Consider the following 22,437-nt stretch of genomic DNA (forward strand, 5'->3'; position numbering starts at 1 on the left):
GGCGGGGCCGGGGCCGGAGGAGCACGCCATGGCCGACGCAGACCCCCGCCTCGTCCACCTGGAGCGACGCGACGACGGTGTCGCCGTCGTGCGCCTCGACCACCCCAAGGTCAACGCGCTCTCCAGCCTGCTGCTGCGCCAGCTCCAGGAGGTCGCCGAGTCCCTGGTGACCGGCCCACCCGGGGCCGTCGTCGTGACCGGCGGCGACCGCGTCTTCGCGGCCGGGGCCGACATCACCGAGTTCGGCGGCCCCGACGAGGCCCGCCTGGTCGGGCGGCGCTTCCTCACCGCGCTCAACGCGGTGGCCGCCATCCCCCGGATGACCATCGCCGCCGTGGCCGGCTACGCCCTGGGCGGCGGGTGCGAGCTGGCCCTCGCCTGCGACCTGCGGATCGCGTCCGAGCGGGCCCGGTTCGGCCAGCCCGAGATCCTGCTCGGGATCATCCCCGGCGGCGGCGGCACGCAGCGGCTCGCCCGCCTCGTCGGCCCGGCGCGAGCCAAGGACCTCGTCCTCACCGGCCGCCAGGTCGACGCCGAGGAGGCCCTCCGCATCGGGCTGGTCGACGAGGTGGTCCCCCACGAGGAGCTCCACGACCGGGTGCTGGCCCGGGCCGCCGAGCTGGCGCGCGGCCCGGCCGTGGCCCAGGCCCTGGCCAAGCGGGCGATCGACGCCGGCCTCGAGGGCTCGCTGGCCGACGGCCTCGAGCTCGAGCAGGAGCTGTTCGTCGAGGTGTTCGGCACCGACGACGCCCGGATCGGCGTGCGCTCGTTCCTCGAGCACGGCCCCGGCCGGGCCGCCTTCACCGGCCGCTGAGCCCCGCGCCACCGCCCGGCGGCCGGCCCCCGGCGTGGTCCGGCCCCGGGCCATCGCCGTGCCCGGTGCCCGGTGCCCGGTGCCCGGTGCCCGAACCCCGGTGCCCGTGGACGTCAGGCGCCGAGGCCGTGCAGCAGGCGGTCGGCGGCGCTCCACGGGTCGGTGCGCCGGGCCAGCACCTCGGCCTCCAGCGCGCCGTAGCCCTCCTCGACCAGGTCGCGCGCCCGGCGCTCGAGGCGGACGCCCACGATCTCCACCAGCTCCTCGCGGAGCCGGCGGCGGCGGCGCTCGACCAGGACCCCGTCGGCCTCGATGGCGGCCCGGTGCGCCTGCACCGCCTCCCACAGCGCCTCGACCCCCTCCCCGGTGGACGCCACGGTGGCCACGATGGGCGGGCGCCAGCCGCGCAGCTCGGAGAGCTCGAGCATCTGCTCGAGGTCGCGGCGCGTCTCGTCGACGCCGGGCCGGTCGGCCTTGTTGATCACGAACACGTCGGCGATCTCGAGCAGGCCGGCCTTGTTGGCCTGCACCGCGTCGCCCCAGCCGGGGTTGACCACCACGACGGTGGTGTCGGCCGCCGCGGCGATCTCCACCTCCACCTGTCCCACGCCGACCGTCTCCACGAGCACCCACGGGCGGCCGACCGCGTCGAGGACCCGCACGGCCTCGGGGGTGGCCAGCGACAGCCCCCCGAGGTGGCCTCGGGTGGCCATCGACCGGATGAAGACCCCCGGGTCGGTGACGTGGTCCTGCATGCGCACCCGGTCCCCCAGGATCGCGCCGCCGGAGAAGGGCGACGACGGGTCGACGGCCAGCACCGCCACCTCGAGTCCCCGGGCCCGCATGGACGCGATCAGGGCCGACGTGAGCGTCGACTTGCCCGCCCCCGGGGCTCCCGTGATGCCGACCGTGTAGGCCCGCCCGCCGAGGGGCCAGGCGATCCGCCCCACCTCCCGGGCCGCCGGCCCGCCCCGCTCCACGATCGAGAGCAGCCGGGCCAGCGCGGCACGGTCGCCGGCACGGGCGGCATCGACCAGGGCGGCGGGCTCTCGGGGCGGCAGGGCGGGTCCTCCTGGCTGAAGGGGGCGGGACGAGTCTGGCAAAGCGCGCTGCGGCGTGACGACTCGGCGCCCGTCCGCCGCCGTCAGCCCGGGGCCGGGCCCACCGCCTGGACCACCAGCCCGGCGAGGGCGCGTGCCCCGGCCGGCGACAGGTGCAGGCCGTCCGGCCCGGTGAGGCCCGGCCGGCCCGCGACCGCCGCGGCCCAGTCGACCACCTCCAGGTTCGGCCAGCGGGCGGCCGCGGCGCGGATCGCGGCGTTCACCTCCCACTGGTCGTCGTCGTACTCGGCGACGGTGAGCCACAGCACGCGGGGCACCCCGCTCAGCGCCTGCAGGGCGTCGTCCAGCTGGTCCGCGAACTGACGCTGCGAGCCGAGGTAGTTGTTGCCCAGCACGATCACGGCTGCGGCGCCGGCGCGGTCCCGCCGGGCCTGCAGCACGCCGACACCGGCGCCGAGGAACCGGCCCACCTCGGCGTCGATCGTGGTCTCCCACCCGTCCAGCGCCCGCTCGAGGTCGGCGCGGGCGCCGAGGAGCACGGAGTCGCCCACCAGCAGCACGCGCCGATCGGGTGGCGGTGGGGGCGGTGGAGCGGGAGCGGTGGTCGTCGTCGTCTCGACCGGGGGCGGCGCGGCGGTCGTGACGGGCGGTGCGGTGGTCGGGGGCACCACCGTGGTGGGCGGGCCGGCGGTCACGGCCGGGGCGGGATCGGCCAGCACCGGGCGGGCCCCACCCCGGCCGAGGAGGGCGAGGGGCGTCAGGACGGCCAGGGCGGCCAGCACCGCGCCGGCCAGCACGAGGCGGCGGCGGAGCCGGCGGCGACGGGCGGCGCGGCGGCGAGCGGCCCGGGACGGGCGCGGCTCAGACGGCGACGACCTCGGAGACACCGTCGATGCGGTCGCGCATGATGCGCTCGATCCCCGCCTTGAGGGTGGCGGTCGAGGCCGGACACGTGCCGCAGGCGCCCACCAGCTCGACGGTCACGATCCCCGTCTGCTCGTCGACGTCCTTCAGCACGATGTCTCCTCCGTCGGCTTGCAGAGCCGGGCGGATCGCCTCGATGGTCTCCTCCACCTGCGAGCGCAGCACGATGCTTCTCCTCCCGATGCCTGTCGGCACCGCGGGTCGGGAGATGAGCTCCCTCGACCGGTCTCGACGGATTCTCCCGCCACCAGGGCGAACGGCGGGACGGGGTGCCGTTGTTCCCTGCCCGGTATCCTCCCGCGGGTCGGGAGCGGCGGGCCAGGAGCGGCCGGCCGACGGCCCCCGACCGGGCCCACCGCGCGTGCCTGGACCCCGGAGAGGAGCGCACCGTGTCGCGGGTCGTGCGCCGACGCACGGTCGACGAGCAGCACCTCGACCGGCTGCTGACCCCCCGGAACGACCTGGTCGCCGAGCTCGAGGTGGCGCCCGGCGTCTTCGAGGCGGCCGAAGGGCCGTTCCGTCGCTACCGGCGCACGGTCGAGGTCGTGGCCCGCCACGACGGCACGGTGGACGTCACCCAGACCGTCGACGTGCGCCTGGCGATCCCGTACTTCGGCTTCCTCTTCGCCCGGCCCGTGCGCGCCGCCCTCCAACGCCCGCCGCGCCGCGCCCCACCCTGGTGGGCCCCACCCCAGCGCCTCGACGCCCGGGCGGCGGCCGTGCTCGGCACCGTGTGCGCGGCGTCACTGCTGGTCGGCTACCAGAACACCCTGCTCACCCAGACCATCGCCTTCGCCGCCGACGAGTTCGACGCCGGCGACCGGGCCCAGGGGGTGGCCCTGGCGGTGGCCCGGACGGGCATCGTGGTGGCCCTGGTGCTCACGTCGCTGGCCGACCGGCGGGGGCGGCGGGCCGTGATCGTGCTCACCGCCCTGGCGGGGCCGGTCCTGGCGGCCACCGGCGCCCTGGCTCCCTCCCTCGCCTGGCTCACCGCCAGCCAGTTCGCGGCCCGTCCCCTGGCCATCGCCCTCGGCATCGCGCTCGGCATCACGGCCGCCGAGGAGATGCCGGCGGGCGGGCGCGCCTACGCGATCAGCGTGCTGTCGATGTCCACCGCGCTGGGCGCGGGCATCTGCGTGATGGCGCTCCCCCTCGCCGGCCTGGGCGCGAGCGGCTGGCGGCTCCTGTACCTGGTGCCGCTGGCGGGCCTGCCGCTGGCGGTGAGCGTGGCCCGCCGCATCCCCGAGAGCCGCCGCTTCGACGCGCCCCACCGGGCCGCGACCCTCCGGAGCCACGGTCGGCGCTTCTGGCTGCTGGCCGCGGCCGGGCTCCTGCTGAACCTGTTCGTGGCGCCGGCCTCGTCGTTCCAGAACCGCTACCTGCGCGCCGAGCGCGGGTTCTCGGCCGGGCGGATCGCGCTGTTCACGCTGGTGACCAACACCCCCGGGGGCATCGGCGTCGTCCTGGGGGGCCGGCTCGCGGACCTCCGTGGCCGCCGGGTCGTCGGGGCGGTGGCCCTGGTCGGGGGCAGCGTGGCCACGGCGGCCGCGTTCTGGCTGGCCGGGGCATCCCTCTGGCTGGTGTCGATCGTGGGTGGGGTGGTCGGCGCGGCCGCCGTCCCCGCCCTCGGCGTGTACGGGGCCGAGCTGTTCCCGACGTCGCTGCGGGGGCGGGCCAACGGCATCATCGCGGTGCTGGCCCTGGTGGGCAGCGGGGTGGGCCTGCTGGCGGCCGGGAGCATGGCCGAGGGCTTCGGCACCTTCGGCCCGGCGATGGCCGTCCTGGCCGTCGGGCCGCTGCTCCTGGCCGGGCTGGTGCTGGCCGCCTTCCCGGAGACCGCGCACCTCGAGCTGGAGCAGCTGAACCCCGAGGATCGGCCGCCCCCGGCGGCCCCGCCCCCGGTGCGCCCCTAGGCCCCGCCCTCGAGCGCGGCCACCCACTCGACGACGGCCCGCGCCACCTCGTCCTCCGCGCCCTTCAGGTCGTGGCGACCGCCCTCGACCCACACGTGGGTCACCGGGCCGCCCACCAGCTCGAAGGCGGCCCGCAGCTCGTCGGGGGTGCCGAACGGGTCGCGGGTGCCCGACACCACGAGGCAGGGCACGGCGATGGCGGGCAGGTGGTCGGTGCGGAGCCGCCCGGGCCTGCCCGGCGGGTGGAGGGGGTAGGAGATCAGCACCAAACCGGCCGCGGGCAGCCCCTCGGCCACGGCCATCGAGCACATGCGACCGCCCATCGACCGCCCACCGAGCACCAGCCGGTCGGGCGCCACACGGGCCCGGGCGGCGAGGGCGCCGGCCTCCTCGACCACGCAGGCGACCAGCACCGGTGCCCGGTCGGGCGCCCGCCTGCCGGCCCGCCGGTAGGGGAAGTCGATGCGCTCGACCGGCACCGGGGCCAGCGCCCTCTCGATCGCGACCAGCGCGGGCTGGTCGCGATCGCTGCCCGCCCCCGGCGCGAGCAGCGCCGCGGCCACCCGGCGCCGCGAGCGCGCTGCCGTCACGGCATCCGACCGATCACGACAGCAGGATGCGCCGGGCCTCGGTGAGCTCGAGGATCCGCTGACCGGCCCCCGCGCTCGAGCCCCCGTGGTCGGGGTGGGCCTCGCGCAGCAGCGCCCGGAAGCGGGCCTTGACGTCGTCGGTGCCCGGCGGCTCGGCCGGGTCGTTGAAGCCGAGCAGCCGCAGCGCCCAGGTCCGGGGGTCGGCCATGGCCCGCATCGTCCAGCCGCGCGAGCCCCGCCGGCCGGTGAGGTGGGCGATCAGCTCGGGGCCCACGTCTCCCCGCCAGCGCACCGCCCGGTGGAGGAGGCCGGCGACCGTGTGGCGATCGGCCGGCGCGATGGTCGCAGTGGCGTACACCGCCCCCAGGATCTGCTGGGCCGGCGTGCCGCCGTCGCCCAGGTCGAAGCGGACGTCGTCGCCAGCGGCGAGCAGTCGGTGGCGCGTGCGGGACAGGCCGATGCGGTCGGACTGGAAGCGGTGGCGGAGCCGGGGCTGGGAGATCTGCCGCCCCCGGTCGACCTGGTCGATCAGGCGGTGGAGGTCGGCGTGGAGCTCCCGGTCGAGGTCACCTACGTTGGCCGCGACCACGCCGGCCAGGAGGATGCCGCCGAAGCCCGGAGTCGGCTCGAGGGGCAGCGACCGGGCGCCCAGCGCCACCCGCCGGGTCGGGGCGATGGGGCGCGAGTGCCACACCTCCAGCTCGGCGAGGACCACGGCGTCACGCTAGCCAGGGCCAGGGCGCTACCGGCAGTCGACCGACCGGTCAGACCAGCGGCCGGAGCAGCGACCGCAGCTCGTCGGCGGCGGCCACGATCGCCTCGTCGTCGACGTCGTCGGTCTCGAGGGCCGCCCTCAGCGCCCCGGCCCGCTCCACCACGGCGGCCCAGGTGCGCTCGGGCACGCCGAAGGGCGGGCCGTGGCCGGCCGACTCGGCCGCGGCGTCGACCATACCGAGCACGCCCTCGTGGTCCTCGGGGTCGTTGCGGAGCCGGTCGGCGGCCAGGAACAGCTCGGACAACAGCTCGGGGCCGGCCTCGTCGTCGGCCCCGTCGCCGCCCTCGGCGTCGGCGACGACGGGCAGGGCGTCCGGGTGGACCACGTCGTCGAGGATCTGCTCGACGACGGCCTCGTCGACGGCGTCCACGACGAGGCTGTCGGCGTCGTCCCAGTCGTGGGGCACGCCCGCCCCGGCCAGGCGGGCCACCAGCTCCCCCCGCTCGCCGTCGGTCAGGTCACCGAGGTCGTACACCAGCTCGAACCCGTCGTCGGTGGGCTCGCCGTCGGTCAGGTCACCGAGGTCGTGCACCGACTCGAACCCGGCGTCGGCGGGCTCGCCGTCGGCGGCGGCCGAGCGCTCGACCCCCCGCGAACCCGGCTCGGGCTCGGGCTCGACCTCCTCCACCGCGAGGTCGGGGTCGATCCCGGGGAGCAGGCGGTCGACGACCTGCTCGTCGCCCTCCCGGACCACCAGGTCGGTCGCCTCCCACGCGTGCACGACGTCGTGCTCGTCGAGGAGGCGGTCCAGCTGGTCACGCTGGGCCGGCGACCACTCCCCGAGCTCGTACACGAGGTGGTCGTCGCCGGGCTCGTCGAGCAGGCTCGGCTCGGGCGGTCCCAGCGCCACGGCGCAGTCCGAGCAGGTCTGCACCCAGTCGAGGTACTCCTGGCCGCACACGGGGCACCGCCGCAGGCTCACGGCCGGCCACCCCTGCTGCGGGACGCACCCGTCACGGCTGCCACCGCAGGACGTGGCGCCGCAGGAACGACTCGATCCGCTCGAGCTCGTCGCGCACCGTCTCCGACCGCTGCCACCCGTGGCCCTCCCCCTCGTACCAGTGCACCTCCACGGCGGTCCCGCCGTCTCGCAGCCGGGCGGCCAGCCGCTCGGTCTGGTCGGGCGGCACCACCCGGTCGTCGGTGCCGTGCAGCAGCAGCACCGGCGAGCGCACCCGATCGGCCACCGTGACCGGGGAGCGGCGGCGGTACTCGTCGGCCGCGTCCGGGAGCGGACCCACCATCCGGTGGCAGTAGTGCTGCTCGAAGCGGTGCGTGGTCTCGTCGAGCCACAGCAGGTCGCTCACGCCGTAGAGCACCACGCCGGCCGCGCACCGCTCGGGCGCGTGGGCGAGCAGGTTCAGCACGGTGAAGCCGCCGGCCGACCCGCCCATGGGGACGAGCCGGCGGGGATGGCCCCACCCGCGCTCGGCCGCGACGCGCAGGCCTGAGGCGGCGTCGGCCACGTCGAGCACCCCCCACCGCCCCCGCAGCGCCTGGGCGTAGTCGCGCCCGTGGCCGGTCGAGCCGCGATGGTCGACGAGCAGCACGGCCCACCCCCGGTCGACGAAGAACGCCAGCCTGGGGTTGAAGGTCACCGGCCACTGGCCGGTCGGCCCGCCGTGGATCCAGAGCAGAAGCGGCGGGGGCTCGCCGCCGTCCGGGCCGCTCCCCCGCCGGTACAGCCGGCCGTGCAGGGTGGCACCGTCGTCCGCCGACCACGTCACCGCCTCGGGCTCAGGGAGCTCCGCGGCCTCGAAGCCGCCCACCGGCCCGCGGGCGACGGTGGTGCGCTCCCAGGTGGCGGTGTCGTACACCACCACCTGTGTGGGCGTTCGGGCCCCGCTCCGCACGGCGGCCAGGCGGCCCGCGGCCCACGACAGGCCCCCGTGCACCCCCGTCGCGACCTCCCGCACCGACCCGGACGCCACGTCGACCACGCACAGCCGGCCGAAGCCGCGCTCGTTGCGGGCGAAGGCGATGGCCGCCCCGTCGGGCGACCACGCGAACGAGCGCTGGCCCGGGCCCCACGGCGGGTCGCCGTGCTCGAACGGCTCGCCGACGAGGGGCGCCTCCAGGTCGCGGCCCGGGCCGAACACCCACAGGTTGAGCCAGCCGGTGGCGTCGCACAGGTAGGCGAGGTCGGCACCGGTGGGTGCGAAGCGCGCCTGTTGCAGGGCCGCGCCGTCGGGTGCCAGCGACGCCCGCACCCCGGATCCGTCGGCGCTGGCCACCACCCACCGGCTCTCGTCCCACGGCATGGCCGGTACGTCCCACTCGTGCCATGCCACCCAGCCGCCGTCGGCCGACCACGACGGGTCCAGCGCGAAGTCGGGCGCGTCCGACAGCCGCACCGGCCACGGGCCCCCCGCGGCGATGGACGCCACCGCCACGTGACGCTCGTCGAGGACGTAGGCGACCCGCGCGCCGTCGGGCGACACGACCGGCGAGGCGATCGAGCCGCGCTCCACCACCGGCCTCGCCGGGCCGCCCGAGGCGGGCGCCACCCAGAGGCCACCGGCCGCAGCGGCGTAGACGAGCCGCTGACCGTCCGGCGTCCAGTCGAGGACGCCACCCCCGAGCGACGGCGCGGGGCGGGGCGCGGGATCGGTGGCCACGACCAGCTCCGGACCCCCGCCGGCGGGGACCACCACCACCTGGCTGCGACCGTCGGCCGACGACACCATCGCGACGCGCTCGCCGTCGGGCGACAGCCGGGGGTCGGCGAGGGTGCGACCGGCGGCCACCATGGCTGCCGAGATGCGGGGCTCACCCACCGGACGGGGCGGCCCGGGCGGCCCGCAGCTCGGCGCGCCGGGCGATCACCTGCGTCTCCGGCCCGAGCATCGGAGCACGGTAGCGCGACGGCCGGCCCAGCGGCTCGGGCCGGCGGGCCCGCCCGTTCGACCGGTCGTCGCGTCGGCGCCTACCCTTCGGGCATGACCCCCGACCTGAAGCAGGTGCCCGACCGCAACCTCGCCCTCGAGCTGGTGCGCGTGACCGAGGCGGCCGCGATGGCGGCCTCGCGTTGGATGGGTCGCGGCGACAAGAACGGAGCCGACGGCGCCGCCGTCGAGGCCATGCGCGTGGTCCTGAACTCGGTCCCGATGGACGGCATCGTCGTCATCGGCGAGGGCGAGAAGGACGAGGCGCCGATGCTGTTCAACGGGGAGCGGATCGGTGACGGCACGCCGCCGCTGACCGACATCGCGGTCGACCCGATCGACGGCACGACCCTCACGTCACTCGGCCGCGGCAACGCCATCGCCGTCATCGCCGTCGCCGAGCGGGGCACCATGTTCGACCCCGGCCCCTGCGTCTACATGGAGAAGATCGCGGTTGGCCCGGACGCCGCCGGGGTCGTCGACATCAACGCCTCCCCAACCGACAACCTCGAAGCCGTCGCCCGCGCCAAGGGCGAGTCGGTGCGCGACGTGACTGCGGTGATCCTCGACCGCGACCGCCACGCCGACCTCATCGCCGAGGTGCGGGCCGCCGGTGCCCGCATCCGGCTGATCCCCGACGGTGACGTGGCCGGCGCCATCTCGACGGCCTGGCCCGACTCGGGCGCCGACATCCTGTTCGGCGTCGGGGGCACCCCCGAGGGCGTGATCTCGGCGGCCGCCCTGAAGTGCATGGGCGGGCAGATCTGCGGGCGGCTGTGGCCCCGCAACGACACCGAGCGCAAGGCCGCGCTGGCCGCCGGCTACGACCTCGAGCGCGTGCTCGACACCGACGACCTCGTCCGCTCCGACAACGTCTTCTTCGCCGCGACCGGCATCACCGACGGCGAGCTGATGAAGGGCGTGCACTACGACCGGTTCGGGGCCACCACCCAGTCGCTGGTGATGCGCTCCAAGTCGGGCACCGTCCGGCTCGTCAACGCCCGCCACCGGATCGACAAGCTGAAGGGCTTCTCCTCGATCGACTTCGAGTAGGAGGCCCTTCGACCCGTTGCGTTCTCGGTGGCGGCGGTGGCGGCCGCCCCGGGGGCCCCGAGCCCCTAGAGGGCGCCCCCGCCTCGGAGCCGCCGGCGGGCCAGACGGGGCACCAACGCCGACACCAACGCCTTCGCGCGAACCGCCGGCGGCATCCCCGGCCGGCGGGCCAGGTCGAGGCAGCGCCGGCGGAACCCCGGCTCCCCCGCCAGGACCGCCGCTCGGACCTCGGCGACCGCTCGCTCCCGCCGCAGGGCCACCACCTGCTCGTGGGCCGGCCCGGGCACGCTCGTGGCGACACCTGCCGCGGCGTCGTGCAGACCGGCCACGGCCACCTCGTCGGCGGTGGCCCACTCCACGTCCTCCGGCTCGCCGAGGCCGGCGCGGGCGTGGAACGCGGTGCGGGTGTACCCGGGCACGAGCACGGTGGCGGTCACGCCGGTGCCGGCCAGCTCCTCGCCCAGGCTGTGGGTGAAGGAGAGGGTGAAGGCCTTGCTGGCAGCGTACGTGGCGAGCATGGGCGCCACCTGGAAGGCCGCGGTCGACGCCACGTTCAGCACCGCTCCCCGACCGGCGTCGATCATGGGCCCCAGCGCGGCCCGCGTGAGCCGCACGACCGCCAGCACGTTGAGGCACACGAGGGCGGCCTCCTCCTCCGGGGAGGACCGGTGGAACGGCCCCGCACGGGTCGCACCGGCCGCGTTCACGAGGAGGTCGACGGCCGGGGCGGCCGAGGCCAGGCGAGCCTCGACGACGGCGATGCCCTCCGGCGTGGACAGGTCGGCCGCCAGCGCCTCGGCGCGGACCCCGTGCCGGCCGCGCAGGTCGGCGGCCAGGGCGTCGAGACGGTCGGCCCCCCGGGCCACCAGCAACACCGAGGTGCCGGCGGCCGCCAGGGAGCGGGCGCAGGCCTCGCCGATCCCGCTCGTGGCCCCGGTGACGAGCGCCGACGACCAGCGGGCGCTCATGACCGAGATCCCAGTGGCCGGCACAGGGCGACCCAGCCGGGCGCGGCACGAACGCCGCTGTCGGGCACCCATCCCCGCCGGCGCAGCAGCGTCGCCAGCGCGCCCTCGGGCTGCTCGGTGCGCACGACCCGGCAGCCCGCCTCGACGAGCAGCGCCTGGAGATGGGCGAGCAGGTGGCTGCCCACGCCGGTGGCTCGCTCGGGTGCCGCCACCACCAAGGCGCCCAGGTCGGCCGACCCGCCGGACCACCAGCCGGCGGCCACCCCGACGGGCCGCCCCTCGCGGCGGGCGGTGAGGGTGACGGGCACGGCGCCGGTCGGCGCGCCGACGGGCACGGCGCCGGACGGCGCCGTCAGGAGCCCGACCGCCTCCAGGTCCGGCTGCTCGCTGCGGGTCAGCACCAGCTCGAGGCCGCCCCGCCCCACGACGCGGGCCGGCCCGAACGCGGCGTCGGCCACCGGGCGCCAGCACCGGAGGCCGTCGTCGTCGCGCTCCTCGGCCAGCACGTGCACGCCAGCGATCTCCACGTCGGCCCGGTACCCGTCGAGCACGGCCAGCGCGGCGCCGATGCGCTCCGGGGCGAGGTCCTCGGCCAGCGTCACGTGGGGGACGAACGGCCACGGCGCGGGTCGCGCGAGCGGCCCTGCGAGCACCCGGTCGCGCAGGGCCCGCAGGCCGTCGACGTCGCCGCCGACGGCCAGGTGGACCACCGGCGAGTCGGGATGGAAGGTGGCCACCGGCCCCAGGCGCAGATCGAGGGGGTGCGCCCGCTCGGCCGCGGCGCGCACCACGTCCAGCGCGACGGGGACGTCGGCCTCGCGCACGTTCACCGGGTTCGCCAGCGTGACGTGCGGCGACACCACGACGCCGGCAACGCGACGCAGGGCTCGCCGGAGGCCGTCGACCTCGCGGCACGCCGGCTCGGGGACGAGGAGCACGACGCCGAGCCGGACCCGAGGCACCCGAGCAGGCTACGGGCAGCCGGGGCCGTCAGTGGGCGGCGGCGCGCCCCGCCCCGGCGACCTGCAGGCGCACGTCGGCCTTGCGGAGGTCGCGGGCGGCCTCGGCGTCGCCGGGGGCGCGCTTCAGGCGCGCCTCGGCGTCGGCCCGGGCTTCCTCGGCCCGGGCCACGTCGATCTGCGACGCCAGCTCGGCCATGTCGGAGAGCACGGTGACCTTGCCGTGACTGACCTCGACGAAGCCGCCGTGCACCGCGATGGCCTCGTCGCCGTCCTCCTGGATCACCCGCAGGGCGGCCACGTCGAGCGCCCCGATGAACGGCGCGTGCCCGGGAAGGAAGCCGATCTCGCCGCCGCCGGCGGTGCGGGCGACCACCATCGACGCCTCCCCCGTCCAGAGCACCTGCTCCGGCGAGACGACCTCCACGCGCAGGGCCATCTACGACTCCTGCAGCTGCTTGGCCTTGGCCAGCACCGAGTCGGCGTTGCCGACGTTCAGGAAGGCCTGCTCGGGAACCTCGTCCAGCTCGCCCTCGACGAGCATCTCGAAGCTCTCGACCGTCTCCTCGACGGGCACGTAGATGCCGCTCATGCCGGTGAAGACCTCGGCCACGAAGAAGGGCTGCGACAGGAAGCGCTGCACCTTGCGGGCCCGGGCCACGATGATGCGGTCCTCCTCGGAGAGCTCGTCGAGGCCGAGGATGGCGATGATGTCCTGGAGCTCCTTGTAGCGCTGCAGCACCTCCTGCACCCGGCGGGCCACGTCATAGTGGCGATCGCCCACCACCTCGGGAGCGAGGATGTTGGACGTGGACGCCAGCGGGTCGACCGCCGGGTAGATGCCCAGGGCGGCGATCTGGCGGCTCAGCTCGGTGGTGGCGTCGAGGTGGGTGAAGGTGGTGAAGGGCGCCGGGTCGGTGTAGTCGTCGGCGGGCACGTAGACGGCCTGCAGCGACGTGATGGCCCGGCCGCGGGTGGAGGTGATGCGCTCCTGCAGCTCGCCCATCTCGTCGGCCAGGGTGGGCTGGTAGCCCACGGCCGAGGGCATGCGGCCGAGCAGCGTCGACACCTCGGAGCCGGCCTGCACGAAACGGAAGATGTTGTCGACGAAGAGCAGCACGTCCTGGTTCTTCACGTCACGGAAGTACTCGGCCATGGTGAGGGCCGAGAGGGCCACCCGCAGGCGCACGCCGGGCGGCTCGTCCATCTGGCCGTAGACAAGCGCGGCCTTGTCGATGACCCCCGACTCCTGCATCTCCAGCCACAGGTCGGTCCCCTCGCGGGTGCGCTCACCCACCCCGGCGAACACCGACACGCCGCCGTGCTGCTGGGCGACCCGGCGGATCATCTCCTGGATGAGCACCGTCTTGCCCACGCCGGCCCCGCCGAACAGACCGATCTTGCCGCCCTGGACGTACGGCTCGAGGAGGTCGATCACCTTGATGCCGGTCTCGAACATCTGGGCCCGGGGCTCGAGGTCCTCGAACAGCGGCGGCTCGCGGTGGATCTCCCAGCGGGTGTCGCCCTCGACGGGCTGGCCCTCGGTGTCGAGGGGCTCGCCGATCACGTTGAACACGTGGCCCAGGGTCGCGTTGCCCACGGGCACGGTGATGCCCCGCCCGGTGTTGCGCACCGGCGTCCCCCGCTTCAAGCCGTCGGTGGGCTTCATGCAGATGGCCCGCACCCGCCCCTCGCCGATCTGCTGGGCGACCTCGGCGGTCACGAGGACCTCCTGGCCCTCGATGTCGATGGTCATCTGCAGCGCGACGTTGATCTCCGGCAGGGCGTGCGGAGGGAACTCCACGTCGACGACGGGGCCGGCGATGGCGACGACGCGCCCGTCCTTCAGGTCGGTCTCCGGCTCGGTGGTCAGGGCCATGCTGGGTGCGCTCCTCGGTGGCGTGTCGTGGGTGCTCGGGCGGGGTCAGGCGGACAGCTGGAAGCGGCGGTCCTCGAGCGGGTGCTCGGCCTTCTTGGTCGACTTCAGGGCCTCCGCGCCACCGACCACCTCCATGATCTCGGTGGTGATGGCGTCCTGGCGGGCCCGGTTCATGGTGCGCCTGAGGGTCTTGATGAGGTCCTCGGCGTTGTCGGTCGCCGACTTCATGGCCCGCTGGCGGAAGGCGTGCTGCGACGCCGCCGCATTCAGCAGCGCCGCGAACACGCGGGCCTCGACGTAGCGGGGCAGCAGCCGCTCGAGGATCGCCGCCGGGCCGGGCTCGAACTCGTAGTCGGCGGGCGGCGCCGCGCCGCCGGCGGCCGACGCCGGCTTGGCGTCGCCCCCCTCGAGCAGCTGCGGATCGAGCGGGATCAACGGGCGCTCCACGACCTCCTGCGAGCCCGACGAGACGAAGCGGGTGTAGATGAGCTTCACCAGGTCGACCTCGCCGCTGTCGTACAGGGCCTGCACCTGCTGGGCGACGGCTCGGGCGTCCTCGTAGGTGGGCTGCTCGGTGAAGCCGCCGTGCACGCCGCCGATGCGGTAGCCGCGGAAGCGGAAGTAGCGCTCCACCTTGCGGCCGACGACGATCAGGCTGTAGTCGCGGCCGCGGTCGGCCTCCTCTTTGATCTCGCCCTCGCCGGCCCGGATCACACCGGCGTTGTAGGCGCCGCAGAGGCCGCGGTCGGCCCCGATCACCACGTGGGCCACCCGGCGGATCTCCGGGCGGGGGACGAGCAGCGGGCTGTCGACGCTGCCGCCCGCGGCAGCCAGGTCGCGCACCACCTCGGTGATGGCCTCGCTGTAGGGCACGGCCTGGGCCACCCGCTGCTGGGCCTTCACGATGCGGCTGGCCGCGATCAGCTCCATGGCGCGGGTGATCTTCTTGGTGGCCTCCACGCTGCGGATGCGCCGCCGCAGGATCCGTTCCTGGCCGCCCGGCATGCCCTACCCCGTTCCTCGCTCGTCCCTGATCGCCGGCTACTCGGTGGCCAGCGTCTTGTCGGAGGCGGCCTCACCGAGGGCGTCCTCCTCGATGGTGGCGACGTCGACCTCGTCGCCCGCCTTGGTGGTCGTGCGGAACCGGGAGGCGAACTCGTCGAGGGCGGCCTTGATCCCCGCCGGCAGCGTGCCGTCGTCGCGGATCTCGGCCAGGAGGCCGGGATGGGCCACCTGCACGTACGCGAGCAGCTCCTGCTCGAAGCGCCTCACGTCGTGCACGGGGATGACGTCGAGGTAGCCGTTGGTGCCGGCGTAGATCGACACCACCTGCAGGTCGACGGTCATGGGCGAGTTCAGCCGCTGCTTGAGCAGCTCGGTGAGCCGGTAGCCCCGCTCCAGCTGGGCGGCCGACACCTTGTCGAGCTCGGACCCGAACGTGGCGAAGGCCTCGAGCTCGCGGAACTGGGCCAGGTCGAGCTTGAGGGTGCCCGACACCGACTTCATGGCCTTGATCTGGGCCGCGCCACCCACCCGCGACACCGAGATCCCCACGTCGACCGCGGGCCGGACCCCCGCCTTGAACAGGTCGTCCTGCAGGTAGACCTGGCCGTCGGTGATCGAGATCACGTTGGTCGGGATGTAGGCCGACACGTCGCCGGCCTTGGTCTCGATGACGGGGAGGGCCGTGAGCGACCCGGCGCCCAGCTCGTCGTTCAGCTTGGCGGCCCGCTCGAGCAGGCGGCTGTGCAGGTAGAACACGTCGCCCGGGTAGGCCTCGCGGCCGGGCGGGCGGCGCAGCAGCAGCGCCAGCTGGCGGTAGGCCTCGGCCTGCTTGGAGAGGTCGTCGTAGACGATCAGGGCGTGCTCGCCGTTCTCCATCCAGTGCTGGCCCATGGCGCACCCGCCGTAGGGGGCGAGGTACTTGAACGGGGCCGACTCCGACGCCGGCGCCGACACCACCACCGTGTAGTCCATGGCGCCGTGGGCGGCGAAGGTGGCGACGGTCTGGGCGACCGTGGAGCCCTTCTGCCCGATGGCCACGTAGATGCACTTCACGCCCTGACCTTTCTGGTTCAGGATCGTGTCGATGGCGATGGTGGTCTTGCCGGTCTTGCGGTCGCCGATGATGAGCTCGCGCTGACCCCGCCCGATCGGGGTCATGGCGTCGATGGCCTTGATGCCGGTCTGCAGCGGCTCGTGCACCGGCTTGCGGCCGGCGATGCCCGGGGCCTGGATCTCCATGCGGCGCATCGGCGCGCCGATGATGGGGCCCTTGCCGTCGATCGGCTCGCCGAGCCCGTTGACGACCCTCCCGAGCAGGGCGTCGCCGACGGGCACGGAGAGGATGCGGCCGGTGGACTTGACGGCGTCGCCCTCCTCGATGCCGCTCGTCTCACCCAGGATCACGGCGCCGATCGACTCCTCGTCGAGGTTCAGGGCCAGGCCCAGCGTGCCGTTCTGGAACTCGAGCAGCTCGTTCACGGCGGCGCCCGGCAGGCCCGAGACCCGCGCGATGCCGTCGCCGACCTCGAGGATGCGCCCGACCGTCTCGGTCTCGAGCGCGGGCTGGAAGCCCTCGAGGTGCTTCTGGAGCACCGAGGCGATGTCGGACGTGTTGATGGTCAGCTCGGCCATGCGGTCGCTTCCTTGGACTCGGACTGGGTGGGGGCGGGGTGGGCGTGGGCTAGAGGAGCTCGCGGAGCTGGTCGATGCGGCGGCGGACCGACCCGTCGATGACGGTGTCGCCCACCTGGGCGACGAGGCCGCCCATCACGCTCGGGTCGACGATCACCCGCACGTCGATCCGCTTGCCGGTGGCCCGCGAGAGGGCGTCGGCCAGGCGTTGGCGCTGGTCGTCGGACAGCGGGATGGCCGAGCGGACCTCGGCCACCTCCTGGTCGCGCTCGTGGGCGGCCAGGGCGACCACCCGGTCGGCGATCGCCGGCAGGTCACGGCCCCGGCCGGCGCCCACCACGAACGAGACCAGGCTCGTGGTGACGTCCGACGCCCGCCCGCCCAGCAGGTCCTCGACGATGGCCTGCCGGCGCTCGAGGGGGATCAGCTGGTCGACGAGGGTGTCGCGCAGCGCCTCGGACGACTCCAGGGTGCGGGCGAACCGGAACAGCTCGTCGACGACGTCGTCGAGCCGGCCCTCGGCCCGCGCCACCTCGACGAAGGCCCGGGCGTAGCCGTCGGCGCGCTGGGCCGACATCAGTTGGTCGACGCCGTCCCCACCTCGGAGATGTAGCGCTCGACGAGCGCCTCCGAGGTCGGACGGTCGAGGCTCTGCTGGACGATGCGCTCGGCGGCACCGATGGCCAGCTGGGCCACCTGGCCCCGCAGGTCGTCGATGGCCCGCTCCCGCGAGAGGCGGATGTCCTCCGCCGCCCGCTGGCGCTGCTCGGCGATGTCGGCCTCGGCGCGGGCCTGCAGGTCGGCCTTGACGACGTCGGCCTGCTGGCGGGCCTCCTCGATGATCCGGGCGGCCTCGTTGCGGGCATCGGCCAGCTTGGCCTCGTACTCCGCCTGCGCCGCCTGGGCCTGCTCGCGCGCCCGCTCGGCCTCGTCGAGGTCGTCGCGGATCCGCTCGCTGCGGGCCTCCATGGCCTTGGTGATGCCGGGGAGCGCGAACTTCCAGAGCAGGAAGAGCAGGATCAGGAAGGCCAGCCCACCCCAGATGATCTCCTTGGTCTCGGGGAGGATCGGGTTGGGTGCCTCCTGGGCGTGACCCTCGCCGCCCTCCTCCTCCTCCTGGGCCAGCTCGACACCGGCGTCGGAGAGGACGACCTGGAGCGCGCCGTCGGCCGACGTGAGGACATGTGCGATCACGGGCACGACCTCACGCGAACTTCAGGAGGATGAACACGACGAAGCCGATCAGGGCGAGGGCCTCGGTGAAGGCGATGCCCAGGAACATCGTCGTGCGGACCATGCCAGCGGCCTCGGGCTGGCGGGCCATGGCCTGGACCGACTGGCCGACCAGGTAGCCGATGCCGAGGGCCGGGCCGATGGCCGCGAGGCCGTAGGCGAAGCCCGATGACAGGGCCTCCTGGCCGGAGACGTAGTCGGCGTTGAATGCCGCCTGGGCGAGGATGTCATGCATGGGGGCTCGGGTCTCCTAGTGCTCGGGATGGAGGGAACCGCCGATGTACACACCGGCGAGGATGCTGAAGATGTAGGCCTGCAGGAAGGCCACCAGCAGCTCGAAGCCCGTCATCATCGTCAGCATGATGAAGGGGAAGGGCAGGAAGATCGCGTACCAGGCCTTGGCCCAGAGGGCCGCGGTGAGCACGGCGAAGGTCACCAGCAGGATGTGGCCGGCCAGCAGGTTGGCGAAGAGACGGACCGCCAGGGAGAAGGGCCGCACCAGGAACACCGACACGAACTCGATCGGCGTCACCAGGATGTAGATGGGCTTGGGCACGCCCGGTGGGAACAGGGTGCTCTTCAGGTAGCCGCCGACGCCCTGGTGCTTGAAGCCCACGGCGATGAACAGCACGTACACGATCAGCGTGAGCATCGCCGGGATGGCCATCCGGGCGGTCGCCGGCATCTGCACGGCGGGGATGATCCCGAAGATGTTGCTGAAGAAGATGAAGAAGAACAGCGCCAGCATCAGCGGCGTGTACCGCATGCCATCGGGCCCGATGGTGGGCATGATGACCTCTTTGCGGATGAACTCGACCGAGATCTCCATCAGGTTCTGCAGGCCCCGGGGCACCATCTGCTTCTTGGCGCCCAGGAAGAACAGCAGCAGGGTGAGCCCGGCCGAGACCAGGGTGATGATCGCGATCTTGTTGAACCCGTAGGGGGTTCCCTCGAAGGCGATGTCGGGCCAGTTGAGGATCTCTCCGATGGGCGGGAACTCGAGCGCGTAGACGGGGAGCACGACGAGGGCTACTCCTTGGTGCTGCCCACCGGGCGGTGCCCGGGCTTGAGGGCGGGGAAGGCGAGCGACGCGGAGACGTACTTCAGCTCCCAGGCCAGCAGGCCCAGGTATGCCACGACGAGGGTGAGGCATAGCGGGATCGGCTCCACCCACGGCTGGTCGATGACCAGCAGGACGATCGCCATGATGATCGCGAGGCGGGCGAGGAACCCGCCCAGGGCCGCCCCCATGAGCAGGCCCAGCGAGATCCGGGCCGCCCAGGCGAGCATCGCGGCGGAGAGCGCGAAGTTGGCGAGCACGATGGCCACGGCGAGGCCGGCGGACAGCGCGCCGTCGACCCCCCAGAAGATGAACCCGACCAGCACGAACAGCGGTGCCACGGGCAGGCCGCGACGCACCATGTCGTGGGCGATCTGCTGCTCGGGGGCCGGCCCCTCGAAGCGGGTGAGGAACGGATCGCCGCTCACGGCGCCTCCCCGACCGGGGCCCGGCGCGCGCCCCGCCGCTCGCCGAGCACCTGCTCCTGGTGGCGCATCTCTGCGTCGTAGTGGATCCACATCCGCAGGAAGGTGCCGATCACCGCGAAGAGGGCGAGCAGGATCGTGAACAGCGGCAGGGTGCCGAGCCACCGGTCGAGCCCGTAGCCGGCCAGGCCGAACAGCACCGGCGTGACGGCGAACTCGACCGCACGCTGCAGGCCCTCACCGAACCCGTTGTAGAGGTCTCGCCGTTCGCCGACGTCCACCCTCTGCCTTCCGCGTGCCCGTGGCCGGCGAGCCTCTGTCTGGATCTGCCGGCGCCCCGTTGCGCTCGTGAACCGACGCACAATCTAGGGGTCGACCTGGGGTGCCGCAAGTTCGCGGGCCGGGTCGGCCGGCCCGCCCGGACCAGGGCCGCCACCCGGCCCGGCGGCCTCGCGCGCCCGTCGCAGCCCGGGGTGGAACAGGGTGAAGAGCGCGAGCGCGAGCGCGGCGATGCCGAACGGCACGAGGGCGTCGCCCTCACGCGCGTACGTGGGATAGAGCACGAAGCCCGACAGGATCGCGGTCCAGGCCCACAGGATCAGCACGCTGCGCCGATGGCCGTGGCCCAGGCGCATCAGCCGGTGGTGCAGGTGGTCCTTGTCGGCCACCGCGACGCCCGTGCGGCGGGTGGCGCGCCGCACGATGGCGAAGACCGTGTCGATGATGGGCACGCCCAGCACGACGAGGGGGATGAACAGCGGGGCGAAGAAGAAGTACGTCTGGCCGCTGAAGGGCTCGGCCGTGCGCCCGCCCACCACCATCGTCGACGCCGCGAGCAGCAGGCCGAGCATCAGCGCCCCGCTGTCGCCCATGAAGATGCGCGCCGGGTGGAAGTTGTGGGGCAGGAACCCGAGGCAGAGACCGAGGACGATGATGGCGAGGAGGGGGCTGATCGAGCCCGGCTCGAGCAGGCCGACGTCGGACAGGCGCTGGCCGTAGAGGAAGAACGCGCCGGCCGCGATGGCCACGATGCCGGCGGCCAGGCCGTCGAGCCCGTCGATCAGGTTGACGGCGTTGGCCATGCCGACCACCCACACCACGCCGACCAGGAACGCCATGTCGGGCGACAGCACGATCAGCTCGGCGAACGGGATGCGGAAGTAGAACATCGTCACCCCGAGGAGCTGCATCAGCGACGCCGCCAGCACCATGCCCGAGAGCTTGGCCGGCGCCGACCACTCCCGGAGATCGTCGAGGAGACCCACCCCGAACATCACCGAGGCCCCGACGACCACCCCGAGCGGCTCGGAGGACCCCGCGAACACGTCGCGCAGGCCGCCCATCCGCCAGGCCACGGCCATGGCGAGCAGGAAGGCGACGAACATCGCGACGCCGCCCAGCTCCGGGGTGGGCCGCTCGTGCACGCGGCGGGCGTCGGGCGCCACCACGACGCCCCACCGGATGGCGATGCGCCGCACGACCGGGGTGATCGTGAACGTGGCACCGGCGGCCACGAGGAACACCACGAGGTAATCGCCCACCGGGCTCCGAGGCTACGTGGTCCGGAGCCTCCGCCCCGGGTGGGCCCCGGCTAGTCGCCCTTGCGGGCCTGCCGCACCACGCTGGTGAGGGTGCGGATCATGATCGTGAGGTCGAGCCACGGCGACCAGTGCTCGACGTAGGCGTTGTCGAACCGGGCCCGCTCGCGGATGGACGTGTCGCCCCGCAGGCCGTGCACCTGGGCCAGGCCGGTGAGCCCGACGGGCAGCCGGTGACGATCGCCGTAGCCGGGGATGACCGTGCTGAAGCGGTTGACGAAGTACGGACGCTCGGGACGGGGGCCCACGAGCGACATGTCGCCGCGGAGCACGTTCACGAACTGCGGGAGCTCGTCGAGGCTGAGCCGGCGCATCCAGCGCCCGACCCCGGTGACCCGCTCGTCGTCGCTGACCGACCACGTGACCTCGGAGTCGTCGTTGAGCCGCATCGTGCGGAACTTGAGCACCTCGATCGGCCGGCCGTGCTGGCCGATGCGGACCTGCCGGAAGAGGATCGGGCCGGGGCTGGAGCGCTTCACGAGCAGGGCCAGGACCGCCAGCAGCGGCGACAGCAGCGCCAGCGCGGTGGCCGACAGCACCACGTCGCCGATCCGCTTCACCCGGAACACGCTGGCGCGCAGGGCCGCCCGCTTCACCCGGTACAGGGGGATCCCCCAGACCTGGTCGACGTCGGCGCCGCTGGGGGCGAGCCCCACCTCGAAGAAGCGGGGCACGATGTGCACCACCACGTCGTGGCGCGTCGCGGCCCGGATCACCCGTACGAGCGTCTCGTCGCGAGCAGGCGTGAAGGCGACGATGAGGCGGGCCACGTCGAGCTCGGCCAGCACGTCTTCGAGCTCGCCGATGCCGCCCAGCAGCGGCGGGCCGCCGAAGGCGGGGACGTCGTCGACGAAGCCGACCACGCTCAGCCCGTACTGGCGGTGCTGGTCGAGCAGGCCGGCCAGCTCGGTGCCGATGGTGCCGGCGCCGACGATCACGGTGGGCTCGGCGAGCACCTGGCGCTGCCGGAGGATGCGCAGCACGGCGTAGGCCACGGCCCGGGCCACGAGCAGCCCGACCACGGCGCCGAGCACGCGGGTGAGGGCGCGGTTCGGCTGGTCGAGGGCGAACGGCGACAGCACGAGGATGGCGGAGGGCAGGAGCACGCGGCCGACCAGCCGGGGCGCATCGGCCAGCGCCCGCAGCGTGAGCCGGAGCCGGTACTCGCCGAGGACCAGCAGGGTGAGGAGGATGCCGACCAGGTACAGGGCGATCGGCCACGACGGGGTGCCGGTGAGGGCGAGCCCGGCGGCGACGCCCGCGGCGTCGGCCACGGCCACGCCCACGGCGGCGACGCGCGTGCGCCGGCGGCCCGTGGTCGCCGGGGTCGCGGTCGGGGTCGGGGTCGGGTTCGGGGTCGGCGCGACCGCCGGGCCGAGGACCGACGCCGGGCGCTCGGCTGCGGTCGGACGGACCGCAGCCTGGCCCGACGGCGCCGGGCCCCCGGTGAGCGTCACGTCATCGATCGCCACGACCAGCCACCTCGCATCCGGACGGTCCGGGGGAGCAACGGTACCCGACCACGGTACGCGTTCCCCCGTCGCGAAGCGCCACGGAGCGTGCTCACGTCGTCAGATCCTCGGCCACACGCCAACTATCGACTGTCGGACCGCCGGAACTGAATGGGGAGATCGGCTCATTTCTGCGGCTCCGTCGCCGATGC

The 22,437-nt window shown here is 74.4% G+C and carries 24 protein-coding genes; 3 read left to right on the top strand and 21 right to left on the bottom strand.

Annotation, left to right across the window (positions count from 1 at the left end):
* Positions 1–28: 28 nt before the first annotated feature.
* Positions 29–814, top strand: a complete 786-nt coding sequence (locus tag IPM45_06630; GenBank protein ID MBK9179241.1) for an enoyl-CoA hydratase/isomerase family protein — start codon at positions 29–31, stop codon at positions 812–814.
* A 113-nt stretch (positions 815–927) separates the two neighbouring features.
* Here the strand turns inward: IPM45_06630 and meaB are convergent, their stop codons facing one another.
* The 3 genes from meaB to IPM45_06645 all read right to left on the bottom strand — a co-directional run bounded on the left by meaB (position 928) and on the right by IPM45_06645 (position 2,961).
* A complete protein-coding gene (meaB, locus tag IPM45_06635; GenBank protein MBK9179242.1) occupies positions 928–1,875 on the bottom strand; it encodes a methylmalonyl Co-A mutase-associated GTPase MeaB in 948 nt (315 codons plus the stop codon).
* An 83-nt stretch (positions 1,876–1,958) separates the two neighbouring features.
* A complete protein-coding gene (locus IPM45_06640; GenBank protein ID MBK9179243.1) occupies positions 1,959–2,672 on the bottom strand; it encodes a hypothetical protein in 714 nt (237 codons plus the stop codon).
* Between the two features lie 64 nt (positions 2,673–2,736).
* Positions 2,737–2,961: a NifU family protein gene (locus tag IPM45_06645; protein ID MBK9179244.1), complete on the bottom strand. Its 225-nt coding sequence runs from the start codon at positions 2,959–2,961 to the stop codon at positions 2,737–2,739.
* Between the two features lie 227 nt (positions 2,962–3,188).
* Between IPM45_06645 and IPM45_06650 the strand changes: the two genes are divergently transcribed.
* The gene (locus IPM45_06650; GenBank protein MBK9179245.1) at positions 3,189–4,712 is read left to right on the top strand and encodes an MFS transporter; all 1,524 of its coding nucleotides are present in this window, start codon (positions 3,189–3,191) and stop codon (positions 4,710–4,712) included.
* On the opposite strand, the gene IPM45_06655 is transcribed toward IPM45_06650, so the two are convergent.
* From IPM45_06655 to IPM45_06670, 4 genes are read right to left on the bottom strand one after another with little or no spacing between them, the layout of a single operon-like run.
* Complete coding sequence (locus IPM45_06655; protein ID MBK9179246.1) at positions 4,709–5,275, bottom strand: dienelactone hydrolase; 567 nt, start codon at positions 5,273–5,275, stop codon at positions 4,709–4,711. The genes IPM45_06650 and IPM45_06655 overlap by 4 nt on opposite strands.
* Before the next feature lie 40 nt (positions 5,276–5,315).
* Positions 5,316–6,017, bottom strand: a complete 702-nt coding sequence (locus IPM45_06660; GenBank protein ID MBK9179247.1) for a hypothetical protein — start codon at positions 6,015–6,017, stop codon at positions 5,316–5,318.
* 49 nt (positions 6,018–6,066) lie between these two features.
* On the bottom strand, positions 6,067–6,999 hold the full coding sequence (locus tag IPM45_06665; protein ID MBK9179248.1) for a hypothetical protein: 933 nt from the start codon (positions 6,997–6,999) through the stop codon (positions 6,067–6,069).
* 31 nt (positions 7,000–7,030) lie between these two features.
* On the bottom strand, positions 7,031–8,854 hold the full coding sequence (locus IPM45_06670) for a S9 family peptidase (GenBank protein MBK9179249.1): 1,824 nt from the start codon (positions 8,852–8,854) through the stop codon (positions 7,031–7,033).
* A gap of 162 nt (positions 8,855–9,016) precedes the next feature.
* Between IPM45_06670 and glpX the strand changes: the two genes are divergently transcribed.
* Positions 9,017–10,015 (top strand): class II fructose-bisphosphatase, encoded by a 999-nt coding sequence (gene glpX, locus IPM45_06675; GenBank protein ID MBK9179250.1) that lies wholly within the window; start codon positions 9,017–9,019, stop codon positions 10,013–10,015.
* A 65-nt stretch (positions 10,016–10,080) separates the two neighbouring features.
* On the opposite strand, the gene IPM45_06680 is transcribed toward glpX, so the two are convergent.
* From IPM45_06680 to IPM45_06745, 14 genes are read right to left on the bottom strand one after another with little or no spacing between them, the layout of a single operon-like run.
* Positions 10,081–10,983, bottom strand: coding sequence for an SDR family NAD(P)-dependent oxidoreductase (locus IPM45_06680; GenBank protein ID MBK9179251.1), 903 nt, complete (start codon positions 10,981–10,983; stop codon positions 10,081–10,083).
* Positions 10,980–11,945 carry a 2'-5' RNA ligase family protein gene (locus IPM45_06685; protein ID MBK9179252.1) on the bottom strand — a complete coding sequence of 322 codons (966 nt, stop codon included), beginning with the start codon at positions 11,943–11,945 and terminating at the stop codon, positions 10,980–10,982. Before IPM45_06685 ends, IPM45_06680 begins: the two co-directional genes overlap by 4 nt.
* A 28-nt stretch (positions 11,946–11,973) precedes the next feature.
* Positions 11,974–12,381: an ATP synthase F1 subunit epsilon gene (atpC, locus tag IPM45_06690; GenBank protein ID MBK9179253.1), complete on the bottom strand. Its 408-nt coding sequence runs from the start codon at positions 12,379–12,381 to the stop codon at positions 11,974–11,976.
* Positions 12,382–13,821 carry a F0F1 ATP synthase subunit beta gene (gene atpD, locus IPM45_06695; protein MBK9179254.1) on the bottom strand — a complete coding sequence of 480 codons (1,440 nt, stop codon included), beginning with the start codon at positions 13,819–13,821 and terminating at the stop codon, positions 12,382–12,384.
* A gap of 45 nt (positions 13,822–13,866) precedes the next feature.
* A complete protein-coding gene (locus tag IPM45_06700; protein MBK9179255.1) occupies positions 13,867–14,826 on the bottom strand; it encodes a F0F1 ATP synthase subunit gamma in 960 nt (319 codons plus the stop codon).
* A gap of 36 nt (positions 14,827–14,862) precedes the next feature.
* Positions 14,863–16,458: a F0F1 ATP synthase subunit alpha gene (locus IPM45_06705; GenBank protein MBK9179256.1), complete on the bottom strand. Its 1,596-nt coding sequence runs from the start codon at positions 16,456–16,458 to the stop codon at positions 14,863–14,865.
* 49 nt (positions 16,459–16,507) lie between these two features.
* Entirely contained in the window at positions 16,508–17,035 is a 528-nt protein-coding gene (atpH, locus tag IPM45_06710; protein ID MBK9179257.1) for an ATP synthase F1 subunit delta, read from the bottom strand.
* A complete protein-coding gene (atpF, locus tag IPM45_06715; protein ID MBK9179258.1) occupies positions 17,035–17,658 on the bottom strand; it encodes a F0F1 ATP synthase subunit B in 624 nt (207 codons plus the stop codon). Before atpF ends, atpH begins: the two co-directional genes overlap by 1 nt.
* A gap of 4 nt (positions 17,659–17,662) precedes the next feature.
* Entirely contained in the window at positions 17,663–17,926 is a 264-nt protein-coding gene (atpE, locus tag IPM45_06720; protein ID MBK9179259.1) for an ATP synthase F0 subunit C, read from the bottom strand.
* A gap of 15 nt (positions 17,927–17,941) precedes the next feature.
* Complete coding sequence (gene atpB / locus IPM45_06725; protein MBK9179260.1) at positions 17,942–18,712, bottom strand: F0F1 ATP synthase subunit A; 771 nt, start codon at positions 18,710–18,712, stop codon at positions 17,942–17,944.
* Between the two features lie 8 nt (positions 18,713–18,720).
* Entirely contained in the window at positions 18,721–19,179 is a 459-nt protein-coding gene (locus tag IPM45_06730) for an ATP synthase subunit I (protein ID MBK9179261.1), read from the bottom strand.
* Positions 19,176–19,541 (bottom strand): AtpZ/AtpI family protein, encoded by a 366-nt coding sequence (locus IPM45_06735; protein MBK9179262.1) that lies wholly within the window; start codon positions 19,539–19,541, stop codon positions 19,176–19,178. Before IPM45_06735 ends, IPM45_06730 begins: the two co-directional genes overlap by 4 nt.
* Positions 19,542–20,717, bottom strand: a complete 1,176-nt coding sequence (locus IPM45_06740; GenBank protein MBK9179263.1) for an undecaprenyl/decaprenyl-phosphate alpha-N-acetylglucosaminyl 1-phosphate transferase — start codon at positions 20,715–20,717, stop codon at positions 19,542–19,544.
* 50 nt (positions 20,718–20,767) lie between these two features.
* The gene (locus tag IPM45_06745; GenBank protein MBK9179264.1) at positions 20,768–22,246 is read right to left on the bottom strand and encodes an exopolysaccharide biosynthesis polyprenyl glycosylphosphotransferase; all 1,479 of its coding nucleotides are present in this window, start codon (positions 22,244–22,246) and stop codon (positions 20,768–20,770) included.
* Between the last annotated feature and the right edge of the window lie 191 nt (positions 22,247–22,437).

The organism is Acidimicrobiales bacterium (genome assembly GCA_016716005.1).
GTDB lineage: Bacteria > Actinomycetota > Acidimicrobiia > Acidimicrobiales > JADJXE01 > JADJXE01.

Excerpts from the sequence above, each read along its gene's own strand:
- glpX (MBK9179250.1), top strand. The coding sequence starts at position 9,017 with ATGACCCCCGACCTGAAGCAGGTGCCCGACCGCAACCTCGCCCTCGAG.
- IPM45_06705 (MBK9179256.1), bottom strand. The coding sequence starts at position 16,458 with ATGGCCGAGCTGACCATCAACACGTCCGACATCGCCTCGGTGCTCCAG.
- atpC (MBK9179253.1), bottom strand. The coding sequence starts at position 12,381 with ATGGCCCTGCGCGTGGAGGTCGTCTCGCCGGAGCAGGTGCTCTGGACG.
- IPM45_06630 (MBK9179241.1), top strand. The coding sequence starts at position 29 with ATGGCCGACGCAGACCCCCGCCTCGTCCACCTGGAGCGACGCGACGAC.
- IPM45_06700 (MBK9179255.1), bottom strand. The coding sequence starts at position 14,826 with ATGCCGGGCGGCCAGGAACGGATCCTGCGGCGGCGCATCCGCAGCGTG.
- atpE (MBK9179259.1), bottom strand. The coding sequence starts at position 17,926 with ATGCATGACATCCTCGCCCAGGCGGCATTCAACGCCGACTACGTCTCC.
- IPM45_06680 (MBK9179251.1), bottom strand. The coding sequence starts at position 10,983 with ATGAGCGCCCGCTGGTCGTCGGCGCTCGTCACCGGGGCCACGAGCGGG.
- atpD (MBK9179254.1), bottom strand. The coding sequence starts at position 13,821 with ATGGCCCTGACCACCGAGCCGGAGACCGACCTGAAGGACGGGCGCGTC.
- atpH (MBK9179257.1), bottom strand. The coding sequence starts at position 17,035 with ATGTCGGCCCAGCGCGCCGACGGCTACGCCCGGGCCTTCGTCGAGGTG.